The sequence below is a fragment of the Streptomyces sp. NPDC020983 genome (genome assembly GCF_044333485.1).
Classification (GTDB): domain Bacteria; phylum Actinomycetota; class Actinomycetes; order Streptomycetales; family Streptomycetaceae; genus Actinacidiphila.
In genome coordinates, this window is the sequence record NZ_JBIRRA010000013.1 from 100,013 (window position 1) to 115,423 (window position 15,411).

General features: G+C 74.0%; 15 protein-coding genes and 1 pseudogene. 8 read left to right on the forward strand and 8 right to left on the reverse strand.

The features are described 5' to 3' along the window. The first annotated feature begins 18 nt into the window (after positions 1 to 18). Both ACH4SE_RS27000 and ACH4SE_RS27005 read left to right on the forward strand, forming a co-directional pair. Positions 19 to 2,400 (forward strand): ribonucleoside-diphosphate reductase subunit alpha, encoded by a 2,382-nt coding sequence (locus ACH4SE_RS27000; RefSeq protein ID WP_398546075.1) that lies wholly within the window; start codon positions 19 to 21, stop codon positions 2,398 to 2,400. Next, the gene (locus ACH4SE_RS27005; protein ID WP_398546076.1) at positions 2,400 to 3,434 is read left to right on the forward strand and encodes a ribonucleotide-diphosphate reductase subunit beta; all 1,035 of its coding nucleotides are present in this window, start codon (positions 2,400 to 2,402) and stop codon (positions 3,432 to 3,434) included. Before ACH4SE_RS27000 ends, ACH4SE_RS27005 begins: the two co-directional genes overlap by 1 nt. Before the next feature lie 16 nt (positions 3,435 to 3,450). Here ACH4SE_RS27005 and def read toward each other — a convergent pair whose 3' ends face one another. The 7 genes and pseudogenes from def to ACH4SE_RS27040 form a co-directional block, all read right to left on the reverse strand. Further along, positions 3,451 to 4,086 (reverse strand): peptide deformylase, encoded by a 636-nt coding sequence (gene def, locus ACH4SE_RS27010; protein WP_398546077.1) that lies wholly within the window; start codon positions 4,084 to 4,086, stop codon positions 3,451 to 3,453. 189 nt (positions 4,087 to 4,275) lie between these two features. Continuing rightward, positions 4,276 to 5,277, reverse strand: coding sequence for a tetratricopeptide repeat protein (locus ACH4SE_RS27015; RefSeq protein WP_398546078.1), 1,002 nt, complete (start codon positions 5,275 to 5,277; stop codon positions 4,276 to 4,278). Positions 5,278 to 5,626: 349 nt separating this feature from the next. After that, a pseudogene (locus ACH4SE_RS27020) lies at positions 5,627 to 6,175 on the reverse strand (HD-GYP domain-containing protein); the annotation flags it as partial. A gap of 218 nt (positions 6,176 to 6,393) precedes the next feature. Beyond that, positions 6,394 to 6,675: a mycothiol system anti-sigma-R factor gene (gene rsrA / locus ACH4SE_RS27025; RefSeq protein ID WP_398546079.1), complete on the reverse strand. Its 282-nt coding sequence runs from the start codon at positions 6,673 to 6,675 to the stop codon at positions 6,394 to 6,396. Beyond that, complete coding sequence (locus tag ACH4SE_RS27030) at positions 6,672 to 7,337, reverse strand: sigma-70 family RNA polymerase sigma factor (protein WP_398546199.1); 666 nt, start codon at positions 7,335 to 7,337, stop codon at positions 6,672 to 6,674. Before ACH4SE_RS27030 ends, rsrA begins: the two co-directional genes overlap by 4 nt. A gap of 330 nt (positions 7,338 to 7,667) precedes the next feature. After that, positions 7,668 to 8,378 carry an alpha/beta family hydrolase gene (locus ACH4SE_RS27035; RefSeq protein WP_398546080.1) on the reverse strand — a complete coding sequence of 237 codons (711 nt, stop codon included), beginning with the start codon at positions 8,376 to 8,378 and terminating at the stop codon, positions 7,668 to 7,670. After that, entirely contained in the window at positions 8,378 to 9,193 is an 816-nt protein-coding gene (locus ACH4SE_RS27040) for an SOS response-associated peptidase (protein ID WP_398546081.1), read from the reverse strand. The genes ACH4SE_RS27035 and ACH4SE_RS27040 overlap by 1 nt, the downstream gene beginning before the upstream one ends. A gap of 102 nt (positions 9,194 to 9,295) precedes the next feature. On the opposite strand from ACH4SE_RS27040, the gene ACH4SE_RS27045 reads away from it, so the two are divergent. From ACH4SE_RS27045 to ACH4SE_RS27060, 4 genes are all read left to right on the forward strand, one after another. Beyond that, positions 9,296 to 10,009: a M50 family metallopeptidase gene (locus tag ACH4SE_RS27045; RefSeq protein WP_398546082.1), complete on the forward strand. Its 714-nt coding sequence runs from the start codon at positions 9,296 to 9,298 to the stop codon at positions 10,007 to 10,009. A gap of 230 nt (positions 10,010 to 10,239) precedes the next feature. Further along, positions 10,240 to 11,664 carry a 3-phosphoshikimate 1-carboxyvinyltransferase gene (gene aroA / locus ACH4SE_RS27050; RefSeq protein ID WP_398546083.1) on the forward strand — a complete coding sequence of 475 codons (1,425 nt, stop codon included), beginning with the start codon at positions 10,240 to 10,242 and terminating at the stop codon, positions 11,662 to 11,664. Positions 11,665 to 11,667: 3 nt separating this feature from the next. Then, on the forward strand, positions 11,668 to 12,684 hold the full coding sequence (gene rsgA / locus ACH4SE_RS27055) for a ribosome small subunit-dependent GTPase A (protein WP_398546084.1): 1,017 nt from the start codon (positions 11,668 to 11,670) through the stop codon (positions 12,682 to 12,684). 158 nt (positions 12,685 to 12,842) lie between these two features. Beyond that, entirely contained in the window at positions 12,843 to 13,166 is a 324-nt protein-coding gene (locus tag ACH4SE_RS27060) for a DMT family transporter (protein WP_398546085.1), read from the forward strand. A 15-nt stretch (positions 13,167 to 13,181) separates the two neighbouring features. On the opposite strand, the gene ACH4SE_RS27065 is transcribed toward ACH4SE_RS27060, so the two are convergent. After that, positions 13,182 to 13,748 carry a TetR/AcrR family transcriptional regulator gene (locus tag ACH4SE_RS27065; RefSeq protein WP_398546086.1) on the reverse strand — a complete coding sequence of 189 codons (567 nt, stop codon included), beginning with the start codon at positions 13,746 to 13,748 and terminating at the stop codon, positions 13,182 to 13,184. Between the two features lie 159 nt (positions 13,749 to 13,907). On the opposite strand from ACH4SE_RS27065, the gene hisN reads away from it, so the two are divergent. Together hisN and ACH4SE_RS27075 are read left to right on the forward strand one after the other, a co-directional pair. Beyond that, positions 13,908 to 14,711, forward strand: coding sequence for a histidinol-phosphatase (hisN, locus tag ACH4SE_RS27070; protein ID WP_398546087.1), 804 nt, complete (start codon positions 13,908 to 13,910; stop codon positions 14,709 to 14,711). 204 nt (positions 14,712 to 14,915) lie between these two features. Further along, positions 14,916 to 15,314 (forward strand): cyclic nucleotide-binding/CBS domain-containing protein, encoded by a 399-nt coding sequence (locus ACH4SE_RS27075; protein ID WP_398546088.1) that lies wholly within the window; start codon positions 14,916 to 14,918, stop codon positions 15,312 to 15,314. The last annotated feature ends 97 nt before the right edge of the window (positions 15,315 to 15,411 follow it).

The following is a 15,411-nucleotide window of genomic DNA, read 5'->3' on the forward strand; positions in this document are numbered from 1 at the left end:
GAGGGAGACCGCATCACCGTGACCATCGCGCCCGAAGCCCCCGCAGCCCACGCCACCCCCGGCGCGCCCGACAGCGCCGAACTGCTGCGCACCCTCGTGGAGCTGTGTACCGACCTTCCCGACACCGACCCCGGCAGGGTCGCCGCCGCGGCGCTGCGGGGGCGCTCCGCGGCCGCGGACACGGCGGAGCTGCGGGCGCTGGCCACCGAGGCGGCGGCCGGGCTGATCCCGGAGGACCCGGCGTACTCGCGGCTGGCGGCGCGGCTGCTGACCGCCACGATCGCGGAGGAGGCGGCGTCGCAGGGCGCGGTGTCCTTCACGGCCTCGATCGCGGTGGGGCACCGCGAGGGCCTGATCGCCGACCGCACCGCCGCCTTCGCCGCCCGGCACGCGGCCCGGCTCGACGCCCTGGTCGAGCGGGCGCTCGCCGAGGGCGCCGACGACCGCTTCGGCTACTTCGGCCTGCGCACCCTCCACACCCGCTACCTGCTGCGCCACCCGCTGACCCGCCAGGTCATCGAGACCCCGCAGCACTTCATGCTGCGGGTGGCCGCGGGGCTGGCCGAGGACGAGAGCGCGCCGGCGCTGGACGAGGTGGCCGCGCTCTACCGGCTGATGAGCGCGCTGGACTACCTGCCCAGCTCCCCCACGCTCTTCAACTCCGGTACGCGGCACCCGCAGATGTCGTCGTGCTACCTGCTGGACTCCCCGCTGGACGAGCTGGACTCGATCTACGACCGCTACCACCAGGTGGCCCGGCTGTCGAAGCACGCGGGCGGCATCGGCCTGCCCTTCTCCCGGATCCGCGCCCGCGGCTCGCTCATCCGCGGCACCAACGGGCACTCCAACGGCATCGTGCCCTTCCTGAAGACGCTGGACGCCTCCGTGGCGGCCGTGAACCAGGGCGGCCGCCGCAAGGGCGCCGCGGCGGTCTACCTGGAGACGTGGCACGCGGACGTCGAGGAGTTCCTTGAGCTGCGCGACAACACCGGTGAGGACGCCCGGCGTACGCACAACCTGAACCTGGCGCACTGGGTACCGGACGAGTTCATGCGCCGGGTCGAGGCGGACGCGCAGTGGTCGCTGTTCTCACCCGCCGACGTGCCGCAGCTCGTCGACCTGTGGGGCGACGACTTCGACGCGGCCTACCGCGCCGCCGAGGCGGCCGGGCTGGCCCAGCGCACCCTCCCGGCACGGGAGTTGTACGGCCGCATGATGCGCACCCTGGCGCAGACGGGCAACGGCTGGATGACGTTCAAGGACGCCGCCAACCGCACCGCCAACCAGACCGCGCTGCCCGGCCGTACCGTCCACTCCTCCAACCTGTGCACGGAGATCCTGGAGGTCACCGACGACTCCGAGACGGCCGTGTGCAACCTCGGCTCGGTGAACCTCTCCTCGTTCGTCACCGCCGCGGGGACGATGGACTGGGCGCGGCTGGACGAGACCGTGCACACCGCGGTGACGTTCCTGGACCGGGTCGTCGACATCAACTACTACCCGACCGAGCAGGCGGGCCGCTCCAACTCCCGCTGGCGGCCGGTGGGCCTGGGCGTCATGGGCCTGCAGGACGTCTTCTTCAAGCTGCGGCTGCCCTTCGCCTCGGCCGAGGCCCGCGAGCTGTCCACGAAGATCGCCGAGCGGGTCATGCTCGCCGCCTACGAGGCCTCCTGCGACCTCGCCGAGCGGCACGGCCCGCTGCCCGCGTGGGCGGAGACCCGGGCCGCCGCGGGCGTGCTGCACCCGGACCACTACGGCGTCGAGACCGCCTGGCCCGAGCGCTGGGCGGCGCTGCGCGAGCGCGTCGCGCGGAGCGGCATGCGCAACGCGCTGCTGCTGGCCGTCGCGCCGACCGCGACCATCGCCTCGATCGCCGGCTCCTACGAGTGCATCGAGCCGCAGGTCTCCAACCTCTTCAAGCGCGAGACGCTGTCCGGTGAGTTCCTCCAGGTCAACTCCTACCTGGTGGCCGACCTCAAGCGGCTCGGCGTGTGGGACGAGCAGACCCGCGAGGCGCTGCGCGACTCGTCCGGCAGCGTCCAGGGCTTCGGCTGGATCCCCGCGGACGTCCGCGAGCTGTACCGCACCGCGTGGGAGCTGCCGCAGCGCGCGCTCATCGACATGGCCGCGGCCCGCACGCCGTACCTGGACCAGAGCCAGTCGCTGAACCTGTTCATGGAGACGCCCACCATCGGCAAGCTCTCCTCGATGTACGCCTACGCCTGGAAGCAGGGCCTGAAGACCACGTACTACCTGCGCTCGCGCCCGGCGACCCGGATCGCCCGCGCCGCCCAGGGCTCCGCGCCCGCCGCCGCGCCCGCCCCCGTACCCGCTCCCGCGGCCGCCGACGCGGTCGCGTGCTCCCTGGAAAACCCCGAGTCCTGCGAGGCCTGCCAGTGATGACCAGCACCACGAACACCAAGAACCTGCTCGACCCGGGCTTCGAACTCACCCTGCGCCCCATGCGCTACCCGGACTTCTACGAGCGCTACCGGGACGCGATCAAGAACACCTGGACGGTGGAGGAGGTCGACCTGCACTCCGACGTCGCCGACCTCGCCAAACTCACACCGGGCGAGCAGCACCTCATCGGGCGGCTGGTGGCGTTCTTCGCCACCGGCGACTCGATCGTCTCCAACAACCTCGTGCTCACCCTCTACAAGCACATCAACTCCCCCGAGGCGCGGCTCTACCTGTCCCGCCAGCTCTTCGAGGAGGCCGTGCACGTCCAGTTCTACCTGACGCTGCTGGACACCTACCTGCCCGATCCGGCCGACCGGGCGGCGGCCTTCGACGCGGTCGAGGAGATCCCGTCGATCCGCGAGAAGGCGCAGTTCTGCTTCCGCTGGATGGCGAACTTCGACGGCCGCGGCGCCGAGAGGATCGACCGCCTGGAGACCCACGAGGACCGCCGCAACTTCCTGCTCAACCTGATCTGCTTCGCGGCCTGCATCGAGGGCCTGTTCTTCTACGGCGCCTTCGCGTACGTCTACTGGTTCCGCTCGCGCGGGCTGCTGCACGGCCTGGCGACCGGCACCAACTGGGTCTTCCGCGACGAGACGATGCACATGAGCTTCGCCTTCGACGTCGTCGACACCGTGCGCAAGGAGGACCCGTCGCTCTTCGACGAGCGGATGCAGGCCGAGGTCACCGAGATGCTGCGGGAGGCCGTCGAGGCGGAGCTGCAGTTCGCCCGCGACCTGTGCGGCGACGGGCTGCCGGGCATGAACACCGACTCCATGCGCGAATACCTGGAGTGCGTCGCCGACCAGCGGCTCGCCCGCCTCGGCTTCCCGCCGCTGTACGGCTCCCGCAACCCCTTCTCCTTCATGGAGCTCCAGGGCGTGCAGGAGCTCACGAACTTCTTCGAGCGCCGGCCCTCCGCCTACCAGGTGGCGGTGGAGGGCTCGGTCGCGCTCGACGAGGACTTCTGAGCTCCCGGGCGCCGGGTCAGTCGTTCGGCACGGTCGCGAACTTCGGGGTCGCCTCCGCCATCTGGCGCATGACGTCCTTGCGGTCGCGCTTGGAGAGCCGGTCGATGTAGAGCCGCCCGTAGAGGTGGTCGGTCTCGTGCTGGAGGCACCGGGCGAAGAAGCCGGTGCCCCGCACGACGATCGGCCGTCCTTCCAGGTCCTGCCCGCGGACCACCGCGTAGTCCGGGCGCGGTGTCTCCATGTACGCGCCCGGCACCGACAGGCAGCCCTCGTTGGAGTCGTCGAGGTGCCGCCTGTCCGCGGGCAGGTCCTCCAGCACGGGGTTGCACACCACGCCGACGTGCCGGACGTCGTTGTCGTCCGGGCAGTCGTAGACGAAGACCTTCAGGTCCACGCCGATCTGGTTCGCGGCGAGGCCCACGCCCTCCGCCGCGCGCTGGCTGGCGAACATGTCGTCGACGAGGGCGACGAGCTCGGGGCCGAAGTCGGTGACGTCACGGCACTCGCGGTGCAGCACGGGGTTGCCGACGACCGTGATCGGGCGCGCGGTGCCGCGCGCACGGTGAGCTTCCTCACGGGCGGCGCCGTCGGTCACGTCGTCGACGAACGTCTCCCCCTCCTCCGGAGGGGCGGTGTCAGCGGTCTGCGCCATCGTTCTGCTATCGCCTTCCAGGCCGGTTCACTGATCCGTCCAGGGTACGGTGCGCGGGCGCGGCCGGGGACGCCGCGGGCCGCCTCTCCCGGCAGGACGGGGGCTCCTCCCCGGTGGCGGGCGCGCGGAAGGCCGCCCGGAGCACCTCCCGGAGGCAGCCCGGGGCGCGGGGCGCGAGCCCCGCAGGGCTCAGCAGACCTCTTCGAGGTCGCGCCACGCGCGGGTGGCGGGCGAGTCCGCGACCCAGCTGTCGAGCAGCCCGCGCACCAGCCCGGCGGGCGCGGCGATCCCGCACTCGCGCTCCTGGGACCAGTGCGAGCCGCCCCCGGAGTCGCTCAGGTGGCTGAGGTGCCCGGGGTGCCCCGGCTCGCCGTGGTCGTGCGGGTCCCGGTGCGCGGAGCCGTCGTCGGTGGGCATCCGGCTCTCGGAGCACGTCCGGCACAGCAGGCGTACCGACGAGGACCAGTCCTCGGCGGCGTAGCCGGCCTCCGCGGCGAGCCGCTCCAGCGCGTCCCGGTCCGCCGGCTCCTCCGCTTCGAGCAGCACCAGCCACGTCGGGACGGGGGACGGCGCCCACAGCTCGATCTCGTCGAAGACCGGGTAGACCGACCCGGCCGAACCGCCCGCGGTGGCGCGCTCACCGTGCGCGACGCCCTCGTGCAGCACGACCTCGCCCCAGCGCCGCCCGGACGACGGCAGCGGGATCGACAGCACCTCCACCCGGCACGGGTCGAGCCGCCGGCCCCACACCACCTCCGCCTCGCCCTCCGGCGAGAGCCGCACCGTGGCGCTGCCCAGCGGCAGCCGCGCCGACTCCTCGCCGCTGCGGGCGGCGGTGCCGGCCGGCAGCCGCAGGCCGTACGCCTGCCAGGCGCGGCGCGCGAGCGGCCAGTCCTGGAGGGCTGTCGCGGCGATGCCCAGATTCCACCAGTCGGGCGCGCCGACCGGCCGGTCCAGCAGCGCCACGGCGCGCAGCCCGGCGATGCGGGCCTGTGCCCAGTCGTGCCGGTACTTGTGCAGCAGCGCGAGGTTGTACCAGGACTCGGAGAGCCAGGGCTCCAGGTCCGCCGCCCGGGTCAGCAGCGCGCCCGCGTCCTCGTAGCGCCCGTCGTCGATCAGTGAGAACGCCTGGTCGGTGGCCTGCCGCCAGGTGGGTGACGGCCGGTGCCGCACTCTGCCGAAGATCTTCAACGTCGTTACCGCCTGCCCGCTCAGCCGATCACTGCCAGGACGTCGCCTTCCGCACCACGATCACGTCGTCCCCCGGAGGGCCCGCACCGCGGGGGTGCGGCCCCATTGCGTACCGCCCGTACGTCGTCGGACAAGCGGCTCCACACACCAACCTCGCACATTTCGGCCGCGCTCTCAGCCCGACTTCCGTGTGCTCCCCGCCGCCGTACGGCAGCGGGCTCTCCCTGCCTCCTTGCCATACCCGTGGGCATCCAACCATGCCGGGGCGAGCCGCTCCACCAGCGCCCGGGCGAGTCGCCGTCACCCGAAAGGCCTACGAGCGGTACGCGGGCCGTCCGTACACCGTGCGGGTCACGGGCGGTGGCCAGGGATGACGCGCCAGCGCCCGGCAGAGCGCGGCGACCACCGCGGGGTCGAACTGGCTGCCCGCGCACCGGCCCAGCTCGGCGAGCGCGGCGCTCACCGGGCGCGCCGCGCGGTAGCTGCGGTCGGAGGTCATGGCGTCGAGCGCGTCGGCGACCGACACGATGCGGGCCGGCCACGGGATGCGCTGCCCGGCGAGGCCGTGCGGGTAGCCGCCGCCGTCGAAACGCTCGTGGTGGTGCAGCACCGCGACCCGCGCGACCGCGGGCACCTGGTCGCCGCACACCAGCGCGTAGCCGTGCCGGGGGTGGCGCCGTACGGTGTCCTGCTCGGCGGGGGTGAGCGGGCCGGGCTTGCGCAGAAGGCGGCCGGGGACGGCGAGTTTGCCGATGTCGTGCAGGGTGCCGGCGAGCCGCAGCTCCGCCACGAGGTCCTCGGCGAGGTGCAGTTCCGCGCCGATGAGGGCGCTGGCCTGGCCGACGCGGTCGCCGTGGCCGCGGGTGTAGGGGTCCTTGAGCTGCATCGCGGCGACCAGGGCGGCGGCGCGCGGCAGAAAGCTTTCCGCTCGCCGCTCGGCCACGTCGCCCCCTCCTCGCCGGGTGGGTCCCCCTTGACGCTTCCCACCGTAGGGGCCCGCCCCGCCTCCCCGCGGGGCAACGCCCCTCCGTCCCCCGAACGGGGGATACGGCGGCGGCCGCCCCGCGGGGCGGCCGCCGGGGGCGCAGGGGTGGAACTCCCCCGCGGGGGACGGGACTACGCCGTGGGCTCGGCGGTGGACTGCTCGGCGCGGATGGACTCGATCCGCATCATGACCTTCGACCGGAGGTCGGTGGGGACGTCGTCGGAGCCGCAGCACCGTTTGACGAGCTTCTTCACGGCCTGCTCCAGCCCGTACTTCTCAAGGCACGGGTGGCACTCCTCGAAGTGCTGCCGGAACTTGCTGCAGGCGTCCTCGGACATCTCGTTGTCGAGGTACTCGTACAGGTGCCCCAGCACCTCCGAGCAGTCCGTCTCATGCGCGTTGCCGCAACTCATGAATCCGCGCCCTTCTCGCTTCCCGCGCCCGCCGGGACCAGTCCGCGGTCACGTGCGTAGTCCTCCAGCAGCTCGCGCAGCTGACGGCGGCCGCGGTGCAGCCTGGACATCACCGTGCCGATGGGCGTTCCCATGATGTCGGCGATCTCCTTGTACGCAAAGCCCTCGACGTCCGCGAGATAGACCGCGATGCGGAACTCTTCGGGGATCGCCTGGAGTGCCGCCTTGACGTCGGAGTCGGGCAGGTGGTCGAGCGCCTGCGACTCCGCGGAGCGCAGCCCCGTCGACATGTGCGACTCGGCGCGCGCCAGCTGCCAGTCCTCGATGTCCTCCGAGCCGCTGCGCAGCGGCTCGCGCTGCTTCTTGCGGTAGGAGTTGATGAAGCTGTTGGTGAGGATGCGGTAGAGCCAGGCCTTGAGGTTCGTGCCCTCGCGGAACTGGTGGAAGGACGCGTACGCCTTGGCGTACGTCTCCTGGACCAGGTCCTCCGCGTCGGCCGGATTGCGGGTCATCCGCAGCGCGGCCGAGTACATCTGGTCCAGGAACCCGAGGGCGTCCCGCTCGAAGCGCAGGGCGCGCTCCGCGCTGCTTTCCGCTGCTTCCTGACCGGACGCACCCGCGGTTCCCGCCGTGCTGTCGTCGGTGCCGGTGACCGGACCCACCTCCTCAGAAACGCCGGCGAGCCCCAAAGCGGACACGCTCGTCTCGGAGGATATTGCACTGGCGAGGGACATGCCCGACCCACCCGTGGCGGCGTCCTTGCGCTCGCCGCCGGCGGTCCACTCGGCCCAGTTCACGTAGGGGGCGGTTGCCGCCCCCCGATCGGCGGCCCCGGCCCGGGACCGGCATGCGGCTGAAACCATGCGGGTGCCTCTCTCGCCACTTCACCAAAGCTGCTGCGGTGCTGTTGTTCGTCCTGACGCTTGCCACAACGCCGGTGCGGCTGCACCCATTCCCGGCCGGTGGCCGGGTACGGCCGGGCGCCGCACGGCTCAGCGGCGGCCGCTGCGGGTGCCGGTGCGGCCGCCGGACGGGGCGGTGGCGTGGCCGAGCCCGGCGAGCCAGTCGGTGACGGCACCGGTCAGCACGGCGAGTGCGGCCTCCTGGGTGAGGGCGGCGCGCTTGGGGACGGCGAAGGAGTGGTTGGCCCCGGGCACCTCGACGGGCCGGTGGCCCGGCGGGAATTCGGCCGGCGCGCCGAAGGGGTCCCGGCCGCCCTGCACGGCCAGCAGCGGAAGGACGGCCGCGGCCCCGGTCAGCTCGGCGGCGCGGGAGGAGGCGGGGCGGCCCGGCGGGTGCAGCGGGAAGGCCAGGGCGAGGACGGCGGCGGCGCCGAGCGCCTCGGCGGTACGGCACGCCACCCGGGCGCCCGCGCTGCGGCCGCCGGCGACGACGGGCAGGCCGGGGGCGGCGAGCGCGGGCCACAGGGCGCCCCAGGCGGTGTCCAGGGTCGCGGGCGCGGGGGCGAGCTTGCGGCCGGCGACACGCCAGGGCTGCTCGACGAGGGCGACCTCGACGCCCGCGGCGGGCAGGACCGCGGCCAGGGCCACGAGGTCGGCGGCCTCGATGCCGCCGCCCGCCCCGTGACCGAGGGCGAGCACGCTGCGCGGCCGTGCGGCGCCGTACCAGCTGACCCGGGCCGGGCCGGCCGGGGTGTCGACGTCCTGGACGCGGCCGGGGCCGGCGGGTGGTGCGGGGGGCATCAGAAGAGCGTCTCCTCCTCGGGCGCGGGCAGCTCGTGCAGCAGCTCGGGCCCGTTGTTCGCGACGTTGCTGACCGCGGTGCCGACCGGGTAGGCGCGCAGCAGGCCGGGCGGCGGCGGGGCCAGCAGGGCCTGGAGGGTGTCCGGGTCGGTGGTGCGCGGGTCGAGCCAGGCGTCCCAGCGGTCGGGGGTGAGCATGAGCGGCATGCGGGGGTGGATGTCGGCGAGCGCGCGCGGGCCGTGCCCGTCGTAGCCGGCGAGGTCGGTGGTCTCGGCCGCGGTCGTCATGACGGTGCACGTCGTCCACCAGGCGCGCGGGTGGTCGTCGGGCAGCGTGCGGTCGCGCCAGAACTCGTACAGCCCGGCCATGGCGAAGACCGAGCCGTCGGCGGGGGTGACGAAGTACGGCTGCTTGCGGGCGCGCTTGCGCCTGCCCTGCTCCTCCAGCTGCCGCTCGCCCGCCCCGGTGACCCACTCGTAGTAGCCGTCGGCGGGTATCAGGCAGCGCCGTGCGGCCAGGGCGCGGCGGTAGGACGGCTTCTCGGCGGCCGTCTCGGCGCGCGCGTTGATCATCTTGACGCCGACGTCCGGGCTCTTCGCCCAGGACGGCACCAGTCCCCAGCGCAGCACGCGCAGCTGCCGCACCGGATCCGGGGAACCGGAGTCCTTCACCGGGCGGTCCAGTACGACAGGGACGTCCTTGGTGGGCGCCACGTTGTAGTCCGGGGCGAGGGCCTCGGTGGGGTCCCACTTCCGGACGTCGAAGACGGCCGTGAGATCTTCGGGTTTCCGGCTCGCCGCATATCGACCGCACATGAATGACACACTGCCACGACCGCGGGCGGCACCGGGAACCGACTCGCACGGACGTACGAAAAAAGTGGACGAACCACCGGCTTGTGGGGAGACGGGCGCCGAATGAACGTCGCGGACATCAGTGAGATGTGGGACCGGCTCACGGGGACCCAGGCCGACCCGCCGCGCTGGCTGGTCGGCGCGACGGCCCTGGTGGCGCTGGCCGCGGTGCTCTCCGGCGGGGTGTGGCGGGTCGTGCGCAACGCCGTCACGATCGCGCACGAGGGCGGGCACGGCCTGGTGGCGCTGCTCATGGGACGGCGGCTCGACGGCATACGGCTGCATTCGGACACCTCCGGGTTGACGGTCTCGCGCGGCAAGCCGCACGGCCCGGGCATGGTGCTCACGGCCGCCGCCGGCTACACCGCACCGCCGCTGCTGGGCCTCGCGGGCGCGGCCCTGCTGGCCGCCGGCCACATAACGGCACTGCTGTGGGGCGCCACCGCGCTGCTGCTGGTGATGCTGGTCATGATCCGCAACGCGTACGGCGCCCTCACCGTGGTGCTGACCGGCGCGCTGTTCCTGCTGGTGTCGTGGCTGACGAAGGCGCAGGTGCAGGCGGCCTTCGCGTACCTGGTGGTGTGGTTCCTGCTCGCGGGCGGCGCCCGGCCGGTCGCGGAGCTGCAGACGAGCCGCCGCCGGGACCGCAGCGGCTCGTCGGACGCCGACCAGCTGGCACGGCTGACCGGCACGCCGGCGGCGCTGTGGCTGTTCTTCTTCTACGTCGTGGCGGTGTGCTCCCTGGTGGGCGGCGGGCGCTGGCTGCTCATGCGCTGAGCCGCTCGTCCGCCCACCCGCTGACCGGCTGGTCCGCTGATCGGCCCGCCGCACGCCGGGGGCGGACGGCGGACGGGCCCGTACCGCCGCCGGATGACCGGCGATGACCGTACGCGATCGCGGAACCGGGCCTTCCGGTCCGATGACCGCCGGATGACCTCAGGTTTCCGGGAGGTTTCGACGCATTCGCCAACTTATCTCCCCGTACCCGACCCACTACGCTGGGGCTCATGAGCGACAGCGCCGCGCACTCCCCCCTCTGGTGGGCCGCCCCCACCGCGCCGGGCGCCGTTGACGCGACCGTCACGGTGCCGGGATCGAAGTCGGTGACCAACCGCGCCCTGGTGCTCGCCGCGCACTCCGCCGAACCCGGATGGGTGCGGCGCCCGCTGCGCAGCCGGGACACCGTCCTGATGGCGGAGGCGCTGCGGGCCATGGGCGTGCAGATCGACGAGACCGTCAACCCGGACGGCGGCGAGGCCTGGCGGATCATCCCCGCCGGGCTGCACGGCCCGGCCACCGTGGACGTCGGCAACGCCGGGACGGTGATGCGCTTCCTGCCGCCCGTCGCCGCGCTCGCGGACGGGCCGGTCCGTTTCGAGGGCGACGCCCGCGCCTACGAGCGCCCGCTGCACGGCGTGATCGACGCGCTGCGCGCCCTGGGCGCCCGGATAGACGACGAGGGCCGCGGCTCGCTGCCGCTCACGGTCTACGGGGCCGGGTCGCTGACCGGCGGCGCGGTGGACGTCGACGCGTCGTCCTCGTCGCAGTTCGTGAGCGCGCTGCTGCTGTCCGGGCCGCGCTTCAACAAGGGCCTGGAGGTCCGGCACACCGGCCGGACGCTGCCCTCCCTGCCCCACATCCGGATGACGGTCGACATGCTGCGCAAGGCCGGCGCCCGGGTCGACGCCGCGGAGGACGGCGGCGAGCGCAACGTCTGGCGGGTCACCCCGGGTGCCCTGCTCGGCCGCGACCTGACCGTGGAGCCCGACCTGTCCAACGCCGCGCCCTTCCTCGCCGCCGCGCTCGTGACCGGCGGCAGGGTCACCGTGCCGGGCTGGCCGCGCCGCACCACCCAGCCGGGTGACGCGCTGCGGGAGATCTTCACCCGGATGGGCGGCGCGTACGAGCAGAGCGACCGGGCGCTGACCTTCCGCGGCACGGGCCGGGTGCGCGGCATCACCGCGGACCTCGGCGCGGTCGGTGAGCTGACCCCGGTGATCGCGGCCGTCGCGGCGCTCGCCGAGGAGGAGTCGGAGCTGACCGGCATCGCCCACCTGCGGCTGCACGAGACCGACCGGCTCGCGGCGCTCACCAAGGAGCTGGGCGCGCTCGGCTGCGACGTCAGCGAGACCGCCGACGGCCTGCGCATCCGCCCCCGCCCGCTGCACGGCGGCGAGTTCCGCACCTACGACGACCACCGCCTCGCGACCGCCGCGGCCGTGCTGGGCCTGGCCGTGGAAGGGGTGTGGGTGGAGAACGTGGCGACGACCGGCAAGACCCTCCCGGACTTCCCCGAGCTGTGGACGGCGATGCTCGGCGGCGGTGACGTGGCGGAGGGCGACGCGACCGGCGGCGCGGCGTCGGCGGCGTCGGCCCGGCCCGGGCCGGCACCCGGCCCCGCGGACGGCGGCGGCACGGCGGGGCGGGGCTGAGCGGTGCGGCGCTACGGCAAGAACCCGGACGAGGACGACATCAGGGTCCGCCCCAACCGCAAGGGCAGCCGCCCGCGGACGAACATCCGCCCCCAGCACTCGGACGCCGCCGAGGGCATGGTGCTCACCGTCGACCGCGGCCGGCTCACCGTCCTCGTGGGCGACCGCGAGATCACCGCGATGAAGGCGCGCGAGCTGGGCCGCAAGTCCGCGGTGGTCGGCGACCGGGTCGCGGTCGTCGGCGACCTGTCGGGCGCGAAGGACACGCTGGCCCGGATCGTCCGGGTCGAGGAGCGCCGGTCGGTGCTGCGGCGCACCGCCGACGACACCGACCCGTACGAGCGGGTCGTCGTCGCCAACGCCGACCAGCTGGCCGTCGTCACCGCGCTCGCCGACCCCGAGCCGCGCCCGCGGATGATCGACCGCTGCCTGGTCGCCGCCTACGACGCCGGGCTCCGGCCGCTCCTGGTGCTCACCAAGTCCGACCTGGCACCGCCCGGCCCGCTGCTGGAGACGTACGGCGCCCTCGACCTGGACTACGTCGTGACCAGGCGCGACACGCTGCTGACGGGGGGCGTGGACGCGGTGCACGAGCGCCTCGCCGGACGCGTCACCGCCTTCGTCGGGCACAGTGGCGTGGGCAAGACGACGCTGGTCAACGCCCTGGTGGAGCGGCAGCGCACGACCGGCCACGTCAACGCGGTGACCGGCCGCGGCCGGCACACCACCACCTCCGCGCTCGCGCTGCCGCTGCCCGGCGACGGCCCCGACGGCGCTGCCGGGTGGGTGATCGACACCCCCGGCGTGCGCTCCTTCGGGCTGCACCACATCGACCCCTCGCGCGTCATCCACGCCTTCCCGGACCTGGAGCCCGGCACGGTGGACTGCCCGCGCGGCTGCTCGCACGACGAGAAGGACTGCGCGCTGGACGCCTGGGTCGCCGCCGGGCACGCCGAACCGGCCCGGCTCGACTCGCTGCGCCGCCTGCTGGCCACCCGGGAGCGGCGCGAGGGCGACTGACCGGTACGGTTCGGTAGTCCGCTCCACTCCCCGGCCGCGCTGTGTGATGATCAGCAGCGCACGCCGGGGCGAGCGGCGCCAACCGGCGTACGGTACGGACGAGGTGCGTGCCGGCGCGCTGGAACGAGCCGACGAACGAGCCGAAACGGAGGCGCCCGATGGCCTGGCTCCTGGTGGTGGTCGCGGGTCTCATGGAGACCGGCTTCGCGGTCTGCCTGAAGCTGTCCCACGGCTTCACCAGGCTGTGGCCGACCATCGCCTTCGCCGCGTTCGCGCTCGCCTCCTTCGGCCTGCTGACGCTGTCGCTGAAGAAGCTGGACGTCGGCCCCGCCTACGCGGTGTGGACCGGCATCGGCGCCGCGGGCACCGCGATCTACGGCATGGCCTTCCTCGGCGACCTGGTCTCCGCGCTCAAGCTCGCCTCGATCTCGCTGGTCATCGTCGGCGTCATCGGCCTGCAGATCTCCGGCTCCTCGCACTGACCGCACCGGTCCCGCTCACCGCCCGCGCCGTACCGGCGGGTCGAGCAGACCGCGGATCAGCTGGCCGATCCGCCGGCACGACTCCTCGTCGTCGGCGCTCGGCGCGATCACGTACGACAGCGTGAGCCGCAGCGCCGCCTCGCACGCCCAGCCGACGTCCTCCGGGAGCAGCCGCGGGCAGCCGTCGAACAGGACGGCGACCGTACGGGCGTGCAGCGCGGCCACCAGCCCCGCGCCCGGCACCGGCGAGGCGGCGCCGGGGCCGGTGAGGGCCGCGTGCAGCAGCGGGCTGCGGCGGGAGCTGTACAGCGTCCAGCGCGCGGCCGCGGCGAAGCAGTCCCCGGCGTCGCCGCCCGCAACACGTGCCGCCGCCAGCGCGGTGTCCAGGCCGGCGAGGAAGTCCTCGGCCTCGCGCCGGGCGAGCGCCCTGGCCAGGCCGTCCTTGCTGCTGAATTCGTTGTAGAGGGTCTGCCGGGACACCCCGGCGGCGGCCGCGACCTCGGTCATGCGCACCGCCGCCCAGGGCCGTTCGCCGAGCGCGGCGAAGGCGGCGTCCATGAGTGCGTCTCGCGCGGCAGGCATCAGCGCCTCCAGGCGGTGCCTCCGGGCCGCCACGGCGGGCGGCGGGTCGGACGGACAGGGCGTACGGGGAGAATTGACGCGCCGCCAGGGCCTGTCAAGGCCCCGCGTCACGGGCCGGCGGCCGGGGCCCGCGCTCACCGCCGCGCTACTGTTCGGCACATGCCCGACTACAACGACGACCTGCGGCTCGCCCACGTACTCGCCGACGCCGCCGACGCCGCGACCATGGCCCGCTTCCGGGCACTCGACCTCAAGGTCGAGACCAAGCCGGACCTGACGCCCGTCAGCGAGGCCGACAAGGAGGCCGAGGAGCTGGTCCGCGGCCAGCTCGGCCGGGCGCGGCCGCGCGACGCGGTGCTCGGCGAGGAGTACGGCACCAGCGAGGGCGCCGGCTCGCGCCGCTGGATCGTCGACCCCATCGACGGCACCAAGAACTACGTGCGCGGGGTGCCCGTGTGGGCCACCCTCATCGCGCTCGTGGTGCGCGGCGAGCAGGGCGACGAGGGCGTCGTCGGCGTGGTCTCCGCGCCGGCCCTCGGCCGCCGCTGGTGGGCCGCCGCGGGCAGCGGCGCGTACACCGGGCGCAGCCTGTCCTCCGCGACCCGGCTCCACGTCTCGAAGGTGAACCGCCTGGAGGACGCGTCCTTCGCGTACTCCTCGCTCAGCGGCTGGGAGGAGCTGGGCCGCCTCGACAACTTCCTCCACCTCTCGCGCAACTGCTGGCGCACCCGCGGCTACGGCGACTTCTGGCCCTACATGATGGTCGCCGAGGGCTCCGTCGACATCTGCGCAGAACCCGAGCTGAGCCTGTGGGACATGGCGGCCAACGACGTGATCGTCCGCGAGGCCGGCGGCCGCTTCACGTCCCTGGCCGGCACGCCGGGACCCTTCGGCGGCAACGCGGCGGCCTCCAACGGCCTGCTGCACGACGAGCTGCTCGGCTACCTGGGCGACGACTCCTGACCCGGCGTGCGGGCGCGCACCCCGCCCGCACGCACCTCCGCGCGCGGGCCGAGTGAGGTGCGCGCCCCCTTCCCTCCGCCCCCAGCGCGTGTGACGATGAAAGCGCCGCCGCTTGTGAATTTGTGAAGCCTTTCACGGGCACTCCACAGGGACGCAGCCGGCCCGGCACGCACGACCGCCGCACACGCCAGGAGGTGCCTGCCCATGCTGGTCCGCGACGCGATGAGCACGGTGGTTCTCACCATCGGCCCCGCACACACACTCCGCCAGGCCGCCCAGCTGATGTCCGCCCGCCGGGTCGGCGCGGCCATCGTCCTCGACACCGACAACGACGCCTGCGGGCTCGGCATCCTCACCGAGCGCGACGTCCTCGACGCGGTCGGGGCGGGCATGAGCCCCGACGAGGAACCGGCCCACGCCCACACCACGACCGACGTCGTCTTCGCCGCACCCCAGTGGACCCTGGAGGAGGCGGCCGCCGCGATGGTCCGCGGCGGATTCCGCCACCTCGTCGTCCTCGACGGCGCCGCGCCGGTCGGCGTCGTCTCCGTCCGCGACATCCTCCGCGTCTGGGCCGTCGCCGGCTCACCGGCCCCGGTGTAGGGGTTCGCCACCGCGGGGGCGGTGCCCTCAGGGACGCGGGGACGCGCTCCGCCGCAGCCGCGCCCGGGGCCTCCACGGCCGCCCGGCGGCCGCCCCA